13 protein-coding genes are annotated in these 14,791 nt (G+C 35.3%); 6 read left to right on the forward strand and 7 right to left on the reverse strand.

Features of this window, described 5'->3' with window-relative positions; translation table 11 throughout:
* Positions 1 to 46: 46 nt before the first annotated feature.
* The gene (rny, locus tag GJU43_RS03300; protein WP_154339414.1) at positions 47 to 1,609 is read left to right on the forward strand and encodes a ribonuclease Y; all 1,563 of its coding nucleotides are present in this window, start codon (positions 47 to 49) and stop codon (positions 1,607 to 1,609) included.
* Between the two features lie 75 nt (positions 1,610 to 1,684).
* Here the strand turns inward: rny and GJU43_RS03305 are convergent, their stop codons facing one another.
* From GJU43_RS03305 to GJU43_RS03315, 3 genes are all read right to left on the reverse strand, one after another.
* On the reverse strand, positions 1,685 to 3,205 hold the full coding sequence (locus GJU43_RS03305) for a PAS domain-containing protein (RefSeq protein ID WP_154339415.1): 1,521 nt from the start codon (positions 3,203 to 3,205) through the stop codon (positions 1,685 to 1,687).
* A 155-nt stretch (positions 3,206 to 3,360) separates the two neighbouring features.
* Positions 3,361 to 4,257 (reverse strand): site-specific tyrosine recombinase XerD, encoded by an 897-nt coding sequence (xerD, locus tag GJU43_RS03310; protein WP_154339568.1) that lies wholly within the window; start codon positions 4,255 to 4,257, stop codon positions 3,361 to 3,363.
* Between the two features lie 81 nt (positions 4,258 to 4,338).
* Positions 4,339 to 4,917: a porin family protein gene (locus GJU43_RS03315; protein ID WP_154339416.1), complete on the reverse strand. Its 579-nt coding sequence runs from the start codon at positions 4,915 to 4,917 to the stop codon at positions 4,339 to 4,341.
* Between the two features lie 476 nt (positions 4,918 to 5,393).
* Between GJU43_RS03315 and GJU43_RS03320 the strand changes: the two genes are divergently transcribed.
* From GJU43_RS03320 to GJU43_RS03330, 3 genes are all read left to right on the forward strand, one after another.
* Positions 5,394 to 5,951 carry a porin family protein gene (locus tag GJU43_RS03320; protein ID WP_154339417.1) on the forward strand — a complete coding sequence of 186 codons (558 nt, stop codon included), beginning with the start codon at positions 5,394 to 5,396 and terminating at the stop codon, positions 5,949 to 5,951.
* Between the two features lie 133 nt (positions 5,952 to 6,084).
* The gene (gene aroQ, locus GJU43_RS03325; protein WP_154339418.1) at positions 6,085 to 6,498 is read left to right on the forward strand and encodes a type II 3-dehydroquinate dehydratase; all 414 of its coding nucleotides are present in this window, start codon (positions 6,085 to 6,087) and stop codon (positions 6,496 to 6,498) included.
* 70 nt (positions 6,499 to 6,568) lie between these two features.
* Complete coding sequence (locus GJU43_RS03330) at positions 6,569 to 9,058, forward strand: DUF5686 and carboxypeptidase regulatory-like domain-containing protein (RefSeq protein WP_154339419.1); 2,490 nt, start codon at positions 6,569 to 6,571, stop codon at positions 9,056 to 9,058.
* A 293-nt stretch (positions 9,059 to 9,351) separates the two neighbouring features.
* On the opposite strand, the gene GJU43_RS03335 is transcribed toward GJU43_RS03330, so the two are convergent.
* The 4 genes from GJU43_RS03335 to GJU43_RS03350 form a co-directional block, all read right to left on the reverse strand.
* Positions 9,352 to 10,227 (reverse strand): cation diffusion facilitator family transporter, encoded by an 876-nt coding sequence (locus tag GJU43_RS03335; RefSeq protein WP_154339420.1) that lies wholly within the window; start codon positions 10,225 to 10,227, stop codon positions 9,352 to 9,354.
* 13 nt (positions 10,228 to 10,240) lie between these two features.
* Positions 10,241 to 11,554 carry a UDP-N-acetylglucosamine 1-carboxyvinyltransferase gene (murA, locus tag GJU43_RS03340; protein WP_154339421.1) on the reverse strand — a complete coding sequence of 438 codons (1,314 nt, stop codon included), beginning with the start codon at positions 11,552 to 11,554 and terminating at the stop codon, positions 10,241 to 10,243.
* Between the two features lie 274 nt (positions 11,555 to 11,828).
* Positions 11,829 to 12,551: a DUF4290 domain-containing protein gene (locus GJU43_RS03345; protein WP_154339422.1), complete on the reverse strand. Its 723-nt coding sequence runs from the start codon at positions 12,549 to 12,551 to the stop codon at positions 11,829 to 11,831.
* 3 nt (positions 12,552 to 12,554) lie between these two features.
* Positions 12,555 to 12,851 (reverse strand): DUF493 family protein, encoded by a 297-nt coding sequence (locus GJU43_RS03350; RefSeq protein WP_154339423.1) that lies wholly within the window; start codon positions 12,849 to 12,851, stop codon positions 12,555 to 12,557.
* 266 nt (positions 12,852 to 13,117) lie between these two features.
* Between GJU43_RS03350 and GJU43_RS03355 the strand changes: the two genes are divergently transcribed.
* Positions 13,118 to 14,035 carry a S9 family peptidase gene (locus GJU43_RS03355; protein WP_154339424.1) on the forward strand — a complete coding sequence of 306 codons (918 nt, stop codon included), beginning with the start codon at positions 13,118 to 13,120 and terminating at the stop codon, positions 14,033 to 14,035.
* Between the two features lie 162 nt (positions 14,036 to 14,197).
* On the forward strand, positions 14,198 to 14,731 hold the full coding sequence (locus tag GJU43_RS03360; protein WP_370455486.1) for an AAA family ATPase: 534 nt from the start codon (positions 14,198 to 14,200) through the stop codon (positions 14,729 to 14,731).
* The last annotated feature ends 60 nt before the right edge of the window (positions 14,732 to 14,791 follow it).

Below are 14,791 nucleotides of genomic sequence, written 5' to 3' on the forward strand. Positions count from 1 at the left end.
TCAAGCAATTAATGTAGGCTTTTTTTATATATAAATTTTAACAAACATGGACATCATAACGATCATTATTTCAGGTATCGTAGGGATTGCAGCGGGGTTTGCAATTGCTAAAATTATCGAAAAAAGCAATATTTCTAATCTAATCAAAAACGCCAAAAAGGAAGCAGCTTCAATTTTAAAAGACGCAAATTTAGAGGCCGAAAATATTAAAAAAGACAAAATTCTTCAGGCAAAAGAACGTTTTATCGAATTAAAATCAGAACACGAACAAGTGATTTTAGCACGAGATAAGAAAGTAGCCGAAGTAGAAAAAAGAGTTAGGGATAAAGAGTCACAAATATCAAATGAGCTTTCAAAAGCCAAAAAAGTAAATGATGATTTTGAGGCCAAAACACAGGAATACAACAGCAAAATTGACATTTTAGATAAAAAACAAGCTGAAGTAGACAAATTGCATAAAAGTCAATTACAGCAACTTGAGGTAATTTCAGGACTTTCTGCAGAAGAAGCAAAAGAGCAATTGGTAGAAGGCTTAAAAGCGGAAGCCAAGAGCAAAGCGATGTCGCATATTCAGGATACTATTGAAGAAGCTAAACTTACCGCACAGCAGGAAGCTAAAAAAATCATTATCAATACCATCCAGAGAGTTGGAACCGAAGAAGCTGTTGAGAATTGCGTTTCTGTTTTCAACATTGAATCTGATGACGTAAAAGGTAGAATTATTGGACGTGAAGGCCGTAACATCAGGGCGCTTGAAGCCGCAACAGGAGTAGAAATCATTGTTGATGATACACCGGAAGCGATCATCCTTTCCTGTTTTGACCCTGTTCGTAGAGAAATTGCCCGTTTGTCGTTACACAAACTGGTAACTGACGGACGTATTCACCCGGCAAGAATTGAGGAAGTTGTAGCTAAAACAGCGAAACAAATTGACGACGAAATCATTGAAGTAGGTAAACGTACTGTTATAGATCTTGGAATTCACGGATTACACCCTGAATTGATAAAAGTAGTTGGCAGAATGAAATACCGTTCTTCATACGGACAAAATTTATTACAACACTCCAGAGAAGTTTCTAAACTTTGCGGTATCATGGCAGCTGAATTAGGCCTGAATGTAAAACTAGCCAAAAGAGCCGGTTTACTTCACGATATTGGTAAAGTTCCGGATACTGAAAGTGATTTGCCTCACGCATTACTAGGAATGCAATGGGCAGAGAAATATGGAGAAAAAGAAGAAGTTTGTAACGCAATTGGAGCGCACCACGACGAGATTGAAATGAAATCATTATTATCTCCGATTGTTCAGGTTTGTGATGCCATATCAGGTGCAAGACCAGGCGCAAGACGTCAGGTTTTAGACTCTTACATTCAACGTCTGAAAGATCTTGAAGAAGTAGCTTACGGATTCAGCGGTGTGAAAAATGCTTATGCAATTCAGGCAGGTAGAGAACTTCGTGTAATTGTAGAAAGTGAAAAAGTTTCTGATGACCACGCAGCAAACTTATCTTTTGAAATTTCACAAAAAATCCAAACGGAAATGACTTATCCAGGTCAGGTAAAAGTAACTGTAATCAGAGAAACCAGAGCAGTCAATATTGCGAAGTAATCTCAAATTCATTATAACAACAAAGGCTGTCTTTATAAAGACAGCCTTTGTTGTTTATAGCATTAAAATTTCCCTCTACATATCATTAAATACAATTTTAAAACAAGTTCCTACTCCTACTTCACTTTCAACAAAAATACTCCCTTTCATGGCTTCAATTTGATTTCGGGTAATATACAATCCAATCCCGCGGGCTTCCTGATGCTTATGAAATGTTTTGTACATACCGAATAATAAATCACCATACACCGCCAGATCAATACCCAGGCCATTATCTGTAATTTTCAACGATTTATACCCTTCAGGTTCAATTCCAAAATCAAAAATAACAACAGGATCCCTTTCCGGATGTGCATATTTTATGGCATTGGTGGTAAAATTCAACAAAACACTTTCAAGATAAGCCGGGTTAAAATTTATAGTCAGGTATTGCGGAACATTGTTTATGATGGTCACATTTTTTTGTTTGTCGTATCCTTTTATAGTAAATATAGTTTTTTCAATATATTCACTTAACTTCAGAGGAACAACAACAATATTGATATTGCTTTGTGTTTTTACAATCTGAGTCAGATTCGAAATGGTTTCATTCAGATCATTGGATACCGTTCTTAGATGTTCCAGCATTTCATTAATCGTCAGCTTATCGACATCAGCATCAATAAAGTCCAGAATAGATTTTATATTACCGGCCTGTGTATTCAGATTATGCGATACAATATGCGAAAAATTCAGCAAGCGACTGTTCTGATCGCTGTAAAGTTTCATTGTTTTCAGAAGTTCCAGTTCTTTTTCTTTCTGCAAAGAGACATCGGTATGTGTTCCGATAACACGCAAAGGCTTGCCATTTTCGTCTCTCCTGATTACCTTCCCCCTGTCTAAAATCCATTTATAATTACCGCTGGACGTCATGACACGATGGTAATTCTCGTAGTACGGAATCTTATTATCAAAGTGTTCCTGAATGTCTGAATAGTATTTTGGCAAATCATCGGGATGTACAATTTTATCCCACCGTTCTGGGTCATCAAAAATATCTGCTGAATCTAATTCCAGAATTTTCAGTGACAAGGAAGAATAAAAAACATTGTTGGTGACCATATCCCAATCCCAAATACCGGCCGTTGAAGCTTCGAGTGCAAATTGAAAACGTTCTTCAGAAATACGAAGTTTTTCTTCTTTATCTTTTAAATCTGTAATATCAGAGACATGTCCAAAAAAACTAACACAACCATCGGGAGCCAATTCGGTTTTAGACGAAATTTTAAACCATCGCAATCCTTTTTTAGGCAGCACTGCCCTGAACTCAATTTCCCAGGGAATGACTTCTTTTCTGGCTTTTACCAAAGACTGAAAAAACAACTCCTTATCCGGAGAAAATATCCTGTCGTAAATAACAAATATAATATCGTTTGTAAAATCACTTACTGAGATCTCAAAAATATCATCAGCTGATTTACTTATAAGCGGAAAGGAATACTTATTATCGCAATCAATAACAAACTGAAAAAGTAAATCAGGCATTTCGGCGAATAATTTCCTGTAAAAATTATTTACTTCTAAGCAATCGTCATTTTCATGTAAATCAAACATCATACATCACTTATTTTTATACAATATGAATTATTCAATACTATTTATCGGAAAATAAAGAAAAAGCAATCCCTGATTTTTCATAGCTGTTAAAACACACTACAAGATATTAATTTTTAAAAAGAAAAACGGCTGTTTGTTAAAATTATTGCCAGAAATTATTTCCTTGGATGAAAAGAGTGTATCACCTCTTTCAGAAAGCTTCTGTCTAAATGAACATAAATTTCGGTCGTTGTAATAGACTCATGTCCAAGCATTAACTGAATAGATCTTAAATCTGCACCATTTTCAAGTAAATGCGTAGCAAAAGAATGGCGTAAAGTATGCGGACTAATTTTTTTATGTAAACTGACTTTGACAGCCAGATCTTTTATAATGGCAAAAATCATGGAACGGGTAAGCTGACTTCCTCTTCTGTTCAGAAACAGCGTATCCTCAAAACCTTTCTTGATATTCAATTCACTTCTTACCGTATTCTGATAAATCCGAATGTATTTTTCAGTCAGTTTACCAATCGGAACAAAACGCTCTTTGTTTCCTTTGCCGGTGATCTTAACAAAGCCTTCTTCAAAATACAAGTCAGAAATCTTCAGGGAAACTAGCTCAGAAACTCGAAGTCCGCAACCATAAAGCGTTTCTAAGATGGCCCGGTTTCGTTCTCCTTCATTTGAACTTAAATCAATAGCAGCAATTAAGGAATCAATTTCCTCAACTGACAATGTATCCGGCAATTTACGTCCGGTTTTTGGGGTTTCTATTAATTCCAGTGGGTTGTCTTTTCGATAATCCTCAAATACCAAATAATTAAAAAAACTTTTTAACCCTGAAATAATGCGTGCCTGAGAACGCGGATTAACTTCTTTTGAAACGGCATAAATAAACTGCTGAACGGTTTCATCACTGATTTTTAAAGGCGAAACTTCAATCTGATTTGTTTCTAAAAAAAGACACAAACGTTCAATATCAAAACCATAATTCTCAATCGTGTTTTTAGACAAACCTCTTTCGATTCGCAAATACGATTGATAATCTTTTATGTAGGTATTCCATTTCATGTCCGCAAAGTAAAACATTTTTAGGGCATAAAAAAACCTTCCACATTAGAGGAAGGTTTAATTTATTTCTTGAAAAAAATATTAGAATTTATAAGCCAAAGACAAAGCTAAATTGCTGTTTTTCGGGCTATCTAAAAAATCTTCTACATTATCCGTTTCATAATCAGCAATATTAGCTAAACCTACTGTATAACGAAGATTAACACCAAGATTGTCTGTAAAACTATATCCAACACCAAAATTAAATCCAAAATCTACCGATTTGAAATCATCTTTTGCATCTTCACTATCGTATTTTGCAGAAAGCAAAAATCCTATTTGCGGACCAGCCTCAACAGTAAATTCTTTAGTTATAAAAAACTTAGCCAATACAGGAACATTTAAGTAATTTAATTTATTATCTACATCAGAATCCCCAAAATATTCCAATTTCGCACCTTGTGTAGAAAACAGAAGTTCAGGCTGAATAGCCAATCTTTCAATAACTTTAATCTCAGCAAAACCTCCAACATGGAAACCTATTAAAGATTTAGAATCGTAATAATCTCCACCCGCGAAGCTTGAAACATTCAAACCTCCCTTTACTCCAAATCTTGTTTTCTGAGCATTTGCAAATCCAAATACTAAGATCGCAAGCATTGATAAAATAATTTTTTTCATTTTTTTATTTTGTTAAAGTTTAGAAAACAAACGTATAAAAGACATCTTAAAATTCCTAATAAAGTAAATTAAAAAACAATTATCAAAAAGTAAAAGAAACAAATTATTCCATTCAATATAAGCCTGATTTAAAATATATTAGCATTATTATTCTCGTTAAATTACCTATCACAAAAGACATTACTTAACCTCAAAATTAATAATCAAAATCTTTCAAAATAAAAAAATACTGTGCAATTTTAAAAGCCTATAATCATGCTGTTATGAATCTGTAATTTTTCAACCTAAACAAATAACACATTATAAATCAAAACATTAAAAATTAAAAAAGAGTGTTTTATTACTTAAAAACATAAATAAGTGTGAATTTTAATAAAAATTTTAACTAAAACATAAAACAATAAAAATGATAATAAGTAGTTTTGAACTGTTAATAACATTTAAAAACAAATACCAAACTTTAAAAAAACATTTTTATGAAAAAGATACTTTTAGCAGCTGTATTGTTCATTGCAACATCGGCAACGATTCAGGCTCAATTATTAAAAATTGGGGTTAAGGCAGGGGTTAACTTTGCAAATCAAACCGGAGATTTTCCCGATCAAATTGACAAAGAGGGTATCACTAGCTACCATGCTGGTTTAGTTGCAGAGGTAAAATTACTAGACAAATTTTCTATTCAACCAGAGCTTTTATATTCTACTACTGGTGCATCGTATAAACTTAGCGGTGTAAGTGAAGATATTAAAAATGAGTTAGGATATATATCTATTCCGGTAATGGCTAAGTTTTATTTAAATAACACATTTAGTTTAGAAGTTGGACCGCAAGCTTCTTTTTTGGTAAGCGAAAGAAATGATTTTGATGTTAAAAATGGTGAAACTTTTGAATTCGGTGTAAATGCCGGATTAGGAGTAAAACTTACTGAAAACTTCTTTTTACAAGGACGTTACGGCTTAGGATTAACAGAAGCTTCTAAAAATGCTGATGTTAAAAACTCTGTATTCCAGATTTCTGCCGGATTCATGTTCTAAAAATAATATCACATACTTTTATAAAAACCGCCCTATTAATTGGAGCGGTTTTTTTATTTTTACATCCTTTGTCAAATGTATTCTGTAAAATGTAAAACGGAATCATTCCTCAATTATTAAATCAAATTACAATATGAAAATCTGCATTATCAACGGACCCAATTTGAATCTTTTAGGAAAAAGAGAACCGGAAGTTTACGGAAGCCAGACTTTTGAAGACTATTTTGAAACGTTGCAGCAAAAATATCCAAATATCGAACTTTCCTATTATCAGAGTAATATTGAAGGCGAACTAATTGGCAAAATTCAGGAATGCGGTTTTACTTTTGATGGAATAATACTAAATGCCGGCGCTTACACGCATACTTCTATTGGTTTGGGTGATGCCATTAAGGCGGTGACCACTCCGGTTATTGAAGTTCATATCTCAAATACGTATGCGCGTGAAAGTTTCAGGCATCAATCGTATTTGTCCGGAAATGCTAAAGGTGTAATCTTAGGTTTTGGATTAAAAAGTTACGATTTGGCCGTTCAGTCTTTTTTGTAACGCTTTATTTAACAAATTTTTAATAACCCCGATTTTAAGTTATCCTATTTTTGTGAAAGAAATAACTTTCATGAGAAACTATACCTTATTCGCTTTTTTATTTTTTTCGCTTTCTAACTTTGCCCAGATCAAAGGAACCATAACCGATGAAAAAGGAACCCCGTTGCCTTTTGTTTCTGTTTTTGAAGAAAACACGTATACGGGAACCACATCAAATGAGCAGGGACAATATCAGCTCAATGTAAAAGAACCCGGAAAAAACAAAATTACGTTTCAGTATTTGGGTTTTAAAACACAAAAAATAGCCGTTTCTCCCGATTCCAAAGTAATCGTTCTGGATGTTAAAATGCTGGAAGAAAGTTTTGCCTTAAATGAAGTAGTGATTGATCCTAAAAACAATCCGGCAAATGCCATTATAAGAAGCGCCATTGCCAACAAAAAAGAAAACTCCGAAAAAACGTCCCGATTTACAGCAGATTTTTATTCGAAAGGGATGTTTAAAGTAAAGGATCTTCCGAAAAAAATATTAGGCCAGAAAGTAGATCTGGGAGAAGATATGTCCTCCAATTTAGATTCTACCGGAACAGGAATTCTGTATCTGTCAGAAACCATTTCGAAAGTGAGTTATGAAAAACCCGACAAGCTCAAAGAAAAAATTATAGCCTCAAAAATTTCCGGAAACAACCGCGGATACAGCTACAACACCGCCGCCTTATCAACTTACGATTTTTATGATAACACTTTAGATTTTGATATCAAACTGATTTCTCCAATTGCCGATAATGCCTTTAGTTATTACAAGTATCAATTGGAAGGTACCTTCTTTGATGCCAATAATCACGAAATAAACAAAATAAAAGTAATCCCGAAACGCGACAAAGAACCTGTTTTTGAAGGTTATATTTATATTGTTGACGACAGTTTTGCTATTTACGCGATCGATTTAGACATCAAAGGCTATCGAATGAAGAATGAGCTTACTGAAATAATGACGCTAAAACAAAGCTTTAATTACAATTCAGAAAACAAAATATGGTCTAAGAACGCACAAACCTTATCCTTTAAGGCAGGCGTTTTCGGTATTAAATTTTCGGGGCAATTTAATTATGTCTATTCCAATTATGAGTTTCCGGTTTCATTTGCGAAGAAGACTTTCGGAAATGAAATTGTTGCTTTTGAAGCCAATTCCAATAAAAAAGACGATGCCTTTTGGAATCAGATTCGTCCGATTCCTCTAACTATCGAGGAAAGCAGCGATTACAATAAAAAAGACAGCCTGCAGACCATTCGTAAATCTCAGAAATACACCGATTCGATTGATGCCAAAAACAATACATTTAAAGTTTGGGATATATTAAAAGGGTATGAGTACAAAAACACTTTTAAAAAATATTCTTTTGAATATGAAGGCCTTTTAAACATCGCTTCTTTAAGTTTTAATACGGTTCAGGGATTTAATTTTAATTCGGGTTTTTCCTTTAAAACCTGGAATGAAGAAAAAGGAAAAAGCACTTCTGTAAGCACAACCTTTAATTATGGTTTTTCGGAGGAACGTTTTCGGGCGACCGGAGAATTCAGCCATCGCTTTAATACTATTAATTACGCCTCTATTTCCATTTCAGGGGGAACAAAAGTAGCACAATTCAACAGTGCTGAACCTATAACAAAGTTTGTCAATTCTGTAAGTTCCTTGTTTTTTAAAGACAATTATATGAAGCTGTACAACTTAGAATTTGCACAAATCAACTATAACCAATACGTTGCAAACGGAATAAATCTGAATGGTAAAATTGCGTACGAACAACGAAAACCGCTTTTTAATACAACCGATTATTCTTTCTTTAAAAGGGATGATATTTATTCGTCTAATAATCCGCTGGCGCCAAATGATTTTGAAACTCCTGCTTTTAATCAGCATCATTTATTCAAGGCCAATATTACAGCACGCATCAATTTTGGCAATAAATACATTTCAAGACCTGACGGAAGATATAATATTAAGAACGACAAGTACCCAACCCTGTTTTTTACCTATGAAAAGGCATTTGCTGCCAGCACAAAAAGCTATGAATTTGATCGAATTGCAGCTTTGGTACAGTATGATTTATCGTTAGGAAACAAAGGTTTGCTGGGAACGAGTTTCAGGGCAGGAAAGTTCTTTAATGCTGAAAATATCTCTTTTATAGATTACAAACATTTTAACGGAAACCAAACCCATATCGGAACCAGCGATCGTTACCTGAATGTTTTTAATTTAATGCCTTATTACACTAACAGCACAAACGACAGTTATCTGGAAGCCCATTTAGAATACAACGACACCGGATTTATAATGAATAAAATTCCGTTACTGAATCTGCTAAAATCAACCCTTAATTTAGGTTTTCATTCACTGGCTATTCCGGACAGAAAGCCTTATTCTGAATTTACTGTTGGTCTGGACAATCTCGGTTTTGGAAAATTTAAACTTTTCAGAGTAGATTATGTGCATTCGTATCAGGGTGGCATACAGCAAAACGGTGTTGTTTTTGGACTGAAGATTTTAAATGTTTTGGATTAGTTTTTTTTTAAAGCTACTAAGATACTAAGTTGCTAAGCTTGAATTATTTGCATCGTATCGACTACACCTACACTTACCTACCGTATATTTTTTTCACGCAGATTTGGCAGATTGAGCAGATTAAAAGGTTAGTAGCGGAAAACAAAACACATAAAAGCCGATTACTCTCAAAAGAGTAATCGGCTTTTTATTTTATTAAAAAAATGCAAAAAGCATTCAAATCTTTGCACCTCTGTCCCTTTGCACCTTTGCACCTTTGTTCCTCAGAACCTTAGCAACTCAGAACCTTTTTCTCAATGATAATCATCCGGCTCGATATGAATCAATACATTTCCGAGCTGGGGAATCTTTTCTTTTAAAGTATCCTGTAATTTATGCGACAAGTCATGCCCTTCTTTTACCGAAATTTTAGCCGAAACAATGGCATGAAGATCGACATGGTATTTCATCCCTGCTTTTCGGATAAAACATTTTTCGGTTCCCAAAATCCCTTCCACCGTTAAGGATTTAATACGAATTTCTTCGACTAAGTCATCATTTAAATGTTCGTCCATAATTTCACCAAGCGCAGGCCTGAAGATTTTATAACTGTTGTATAAAATAAAGAAAGCTGCAAATAGAGCCGCCCAGTCATCAGCAGATTCATACCCTTTTCCCATTACCAGAGCAATCGTAATTCCGATAAATGCTGCAACCGAAGTTATGGCATCGCTGCGATGGTGCCAGGCATCTGCTGCCAGAGCTGAACTATTGGTTTGCTTACTGCGTTTCATTACCAGTCTGAAAGAGTACTCTTTCCACACAATAATAGCCCCTAAGACATATAGTGTCCAGGACTTTGGAAGATCATGTGAAGACTGAATGTTAGCGATACTTTCGTACCCGATAATTGTGGCTGAAGTAATCAGAAAGCCAACCACCAGGAAGGTAATTAAAGGTTCTGCACGCCCGTGACCGTAAGGGTGATTTTCATCTGCCGGTTTATTTGAATATTTAATTCCAAACAAAACAAGGCAGGACGAAAAGATATCCGTTGTTGATTCGATGGCGTCTGCAATCAAGGCGTAAGAATTGCCAAAAAAACCTGCCAAACCTTTTACAAGGGCCAGGCAGGTATTTCCAGCTATACTAAAATAGGTAGCTTTTATAGCTTTTTGTTCATTCGTCATTTGAGTTTTTTATCTACGCTCTCACGATTTTTGCTCCAATTGCTCTCAAACGTTCGTCGATACGCTCGTATCCACGGTCGATTTGTTCGATATTTTGAATGGTACTGGTTCCTTTTGCTGAAAGTGCTGCAATTAATAATGAAATCCCCGCACGAATATCCGGAGAAGACATGGTTGTTGCTTTTAACTGAGATTCGAAATTATGTCCCATCACCACCGCTCTGTGCGGATCGCATAACATAATTTTTGCGCCCATGTCAATTAATTTATCTACGAAAAACAAACGGCTTTCGAACATTTTCTGGTGAATCAGAACATCGCCTTTTGCCTGTGTGGCCACTACTAAAACAATACTTAATAAATCAGGGGTAAATCCCGGCCATGGTGCATCGGCAATGGTTAAAATAGAACCGTCAATATCAGTTTTTACTTCGTATCCGTCTGTGTGAGCAGGAATGTAAATATCATCTCCGCGTCTTTCTATCGTAATACCTAATTTTCTGAATGTATTCGGAATCAAGCCTAAGTTATCCCAGCTTACATTTTTAATCGTGATTTCGCTTTTAGTCATAGCGGCAAGACCAATCCATGAACCGATTTCGATCATATCAGGAAGAATTCTATGCTCACAGCCACCGAGGCTTTCAACACCTTCGATCGTTAATAAATTAGATCCGACTCCGGTGATTTTAGCTCCCATAGAGTTCAGCATTTTACATAACTGTTGTAAGTAAGGCTCACAGGCAGCATTGTAAACTGTTGTTTTACCTTTTGCCAAAACAGCAGCCATTACAATATTTGCTGTTCCGGTCACAGAAGCTTCGTCAAGCAGCATGTCTGTTCCCGTAAGACCTTCTTCCGGTGATTCTACTCCGTAAAAATGATCTTCTCTGTTGTATCTGAATTTTGCTCCAAGGTTAATAAAGCCTTCAAAGTGTGTATCTAATCTGCGACGGCCAATTTTATCTCCTCCCGGTTTAGGAATATATCCTTTTCCGAAACGGGCCAAAAGAGGACCAACAATCATAATGGAACCTCTAAGTGCTCCACCTTCTTTTTTGAAAGCTTCTGTTTCTAAATAACCAACATTAACCTCATCAGCCTGAAATGTAATCGAACCTGGTTCATTTCTTTGAATTTTCACTCCTAAATTACCCAGCAAAGTGATTAATTTATTGATGTCAATAATATCGGGAATATTATTAATTTTGACTTTATCTCCCGTTAAAAGCACGGCACATAAAATTTGTAATGCCTCATTTTTTGCTCCTTGCGGAGTAATTTCTCCTTTTAAAGGTATTCCTCCTTCGATTTTAAAAATTCCCATATATTCTTTTTAAGGTTCTGAGTTACTAAGGTTCTGAGGTTCTAAGTTTTTCTCTTAACTTAGTATCTTAGCTGCTTAGCAACTTTTTTTTTTTTAAGGTTCTGAGTTACTAAGGTTCTGAGGTCCTAAGTTTTAATCTTTCAACTTAGTATCTTAGCTGCTTAGCAACTTTTTTATTTTAAGGTTCTTCTTTTTAAGTCGCTAAGGTTCTGAAATTCTAAGATTCTGAGTTAAAAAACTTAGCCCCTTAGTTACTTAGTATCTTTGCCCCTTTTTATTTCTGATTATTATTTTTCTGAAAAGGTTTTGGTTTTCCGCCTTTGCTGTTGTTTTTATTGCTTTGGATTTTTGGCGGCCCGGCTGGCGTAATTTTATTTGACATACGTTTGTTGGTACGCAATAAATCTGTTGTATTGAGAAGCTCTTCTGTACTTTGCAGTAAGTTGATTTTTCCGCCTGACAGTTCGAATAAATGCTCAAAAATCACATCATCTTTTACGGTGTCTTTGTTCCAGCTCAAATAAGATTTTTTCATGTGGTTGGCAATCACCAGTATCAATGCATTTTTCATCTCACCATCTTCCCATTTATTGGCAACATCAATCATATATTTAATGTTGTTTCCATAAAACCTGTATTTTGGAAAATTCTGCGGATATTGCAAGACATCCGGTTTTAGCTGTAACACATCACGGGATGGAATTGGATATGGCGACTCAACATCTAATTTAAAATCAGACATAATAAAAAGCTGATCCCATAATTTATGCTGGAAATCGGGTACATCACGCAAATGCGGATTCAGACTCCCCATGACCTGAATGATGTACTTCGCAGCTTTATTGCGTGTTTCGGCATCTTCAATAACAGTGGCCTGATCGATCAGTTTTTGTAAATGACGACCGTATTCCGGAATAAGTAAACGCTGTCTTTCAGAATTGTATTCCAAATTAAAAACAACGTCATTCGCGACTTCTTTTTTATATTTTTCGACCATAAGTTATAATGAAACTATACCTTCTATTGTAGAAACTTCTTTGTATTTAGCAATCACCTCATCGGCGCTGTTCATCGTAACATCTACAGAAACGCTGGTAAATTTACCTGTTTTAGATTTTGTTGTTTTAATAACCGCTCCCATACTGTCAAAAGCTTTTTCAACCTGCTCGACATTATCGCCTACAGAAGGCATTATAAATTTATACAAATATTCTGCTGGCCAGGTATTTGAATTATCCAGCTCAACCTTTAATCTTTCGTAAAATTCGGCGGTACTTTTTTCTTTATCGTTCTCCATTCGTAATTAAAAATAAAGGCAAATATACGGTTTTGAGTTTAGATTTTTAGATTTTTTTCTTTCGAAAAAGGCACAAAGTTACAGAGGCTCAAAGGTGCAAAGAAAAAAGCTTTGTAACTTTATTTCTTTGTAAAATTTCAGCTTATATTTGAGAAAAACATTCTTTAAAAAATTTGCACGCAAAGGCATGAAGGCGCAAAGTTTATCGTAAATTCTCCTCTTTACTTTAAGCCTTCGTGACTTTACGACATTCACAATACATTCCTATGAAGAAATACACCATTTTACTATTTACAATTCTCCATTTCAACAACATTCAGGCACAGGAAATCAAAACAGTAACTTATTTTCAGAATGATACCCTGAAACTTGATTTAGATTTGTATTTGCCTCAGAAAAAGAACAGCGAAAAAATTCCCTTAATTCTTTTTGCTTTTGGAGGCGGATTCTCCGGCGGGGAACGCACAAGCGAAAAAGACTTCGGGCTGTTTATGGCTAAAAATGGTTATGCCGTAGCGAGTATTTCGTACAGTTTATATATGAAAGGAAAAGATTTTGGCTGTAAAGGCACTTTGACCGAAAAGATAAAAGCGATTCAGATTGGGGTTAGTGATATGTGGCAGGCCACTTCTTTTTTACTTGAAAATTCGACTAAATACAATCTGGATACTTCTAAATTCTTTATTTCCGGAATCAGCGCCGGTGCCGAAATCGGTTTTCACGCGGTCTACTGGGATTATAAAATGATGAATTTATACAAAAGCAATCTGCCGGAAAATTTCAGATACAAAGGTTTTGTGGGAGGTTCAGGCGCGATTATGGATATTAACCTGATTACAAAAGAAAAAGCAATACCTATGCTACTGGCCCACGGAAGCAATGACGCTACCGTTCCGTATGCTGCAGGTTCACATCGCTCCTGTCCTACCAATGCTTCAGGCTGGCTGATTCTTTTTGGTTCTTATGCCGTTTACAATCATACGAAAGACCTGCATACAGACATTGAACTGATTACTTTTTGCGGCGGCGGACATGAATTCTCCGGTTACCTTTTCCATCAGGGACAGCAATCTGTTTTGAATTTTGTGAATGATGTTGTAAAAGGAAACAAATTTGAATCACATATCATTATTCCTTCGGAGAAAAAAATTACAGATCCGGGGAAATATTTGTTTTGTAAGTAAAGAAAAATTAAAATCAGGAATAGAAAGCAATCCTTTTAAGCACTTTTATAAATGAATAAATTCATGCTGTTGAACTATAAAATTACGAAATCATCCGTTTCTCATAAATATTCTTTTTAATTACGAATAAGTTTAGGTAAATTTGCGCTTTATTTTAAGAAAGTGCAAAAACAAATCATAGTTCTCATTGGTGGCCCGGGAACGGGAAAATCTACTCTTATTAACGAATTGGTAGCTCGTGGCTATTGCTGTTATCCTGAAATTTCAAGACAAGTTACGCTCGAAGCACAACAACGCGGTATCGATCAGTTGTTTTTGGAACAACCATTATTGTTTAGCGAAATGCTGCTTCAGGGCCGCATCAAACAGTACGAGGATGCTCTTGAAGAACCTGATAGTGTGGTTTTTATAGATCGCGGCATTCCTGACGTTGTGGCTTACATGGATTATATTGGAGATGAATATCCGGCACATTTCACAAAGGCTTGTGAGGACATTAAATATTCTAAAATTTTTATTTTACCGCCCTGGGAAGAAATTTACGAAAGCGACACGGAGCGTTACGAGAATTTTGAACAGGCAGTCACGATTCAGAATCACCTTGTTGAAACGTATAAAAAATACGGCTACGACTTAATAGAAGTACCCAAAGATACCGTGGACAATAGAATTCTTTATATCTTAGATAAAATTTAGGCTTTTTTTAAAGTTGCAAAACTAGAAAACTGCTTTCTAAATTTTTTAACTTTAAAACAG

It is taken from the genome of Flavobacterium sp. LC2016-23 (genome assembly GCF_009674775.1).
Taxonomy (GTDB): domain Bacteria; phylum Bacteroidota; class Bacteroidia; order Flavobacteriales; family Flavobacteriaceae; genus Flavobacterium.

What these genes read in the sequence shown, in the direction of transcription:
- rny (WP_154339414.1), top strand. Translation starts at nt 47, where the DNA reads ATGGACATCATAACGATCATTATTTCAGGTATCGTAGGGATTGCAGCG.
- GJU43_RS03305 (WP_154339415.1), bottom strand. Translation starts at nt 3,205, where the DNA reads ATGATGTTTGATTTACATGAAAATGACGATTGCTTAGAAGTAAATAAT.
- xerD (WP_154339568.1), bottom strand. Translation starts at nt 4,257, where the DNA reads ATGAAATGGAATACCTACATAAAAGATTATCAATCGTATTTGCGAATC.
- GJU43_RS03315 (WP_154339416.1), bottom strand. Translation starts at nt 4,917, where the DNA reads ATGAAAAAAATTATTTTATCAATGCTTGCGATCTTAGTATTTGGATTT.
- GJU43_RS03320 (WP_154339417.1), top strand. Translation starts at nt 5,394, where the DNA reads ATGAAAAAGATACTTTTAGCAGCTGTATTGTTCATTGCAACATCGGCA.
- aroQ (WP_154339418.1), top strand. Translation starts at nt 6,085, where the DNA reads ATGAAAATCTGCATTATCAACGGACCCAATTTGAATCTTTTAGGAAAA.
- GJU43_RS03330 (WP_154339419.1), top strand. Translation starts at nt 6,569, where the DNA reads ATGAGAAACTATACCTTATTCGCTTTTTTATTTTTTTCGCTTTCTAAC.
- GJU43_RS03335 (WP_154339420.1), bottom strand. Translation starts at nt 10,227, where the DNA reads ATGACGAATGAACAAAAAGCTATAAAAGCTACCTATTTTAGTATAGCT.
- murA (WP_154339421.1), bottom strand. Translation starts at nt 11,554, where the DNA reads ATGGGAATTTTTAAAATCGAAGGAGGAATACCTTTAAAAGGAGAAATT.
- GJU43_RS03345 (WP_154339422.1), bottom strand. Translation starts at nt 12,551, where the DNA reads ATGGTCGAAAAATATAAAAAAGAAGTCGCGAATGACGTTGTTTTTAAT.
- GJU43_RS03350 (WP_154339423.1), bottom strand. Translation starts at nt 12,851, where the DNA reads ATGGAGAACGATAAAGAAAAAAGTACCGCCGAATTTTACGAAAGATTA.
- GJU43_RS03355 (WP_154339424.1), top strand. Translation starts at nt 13,118, where the DNA reads ATGAAGAAATACACCATTTTACTATTTACAATTCTCCATTTCAACAAC.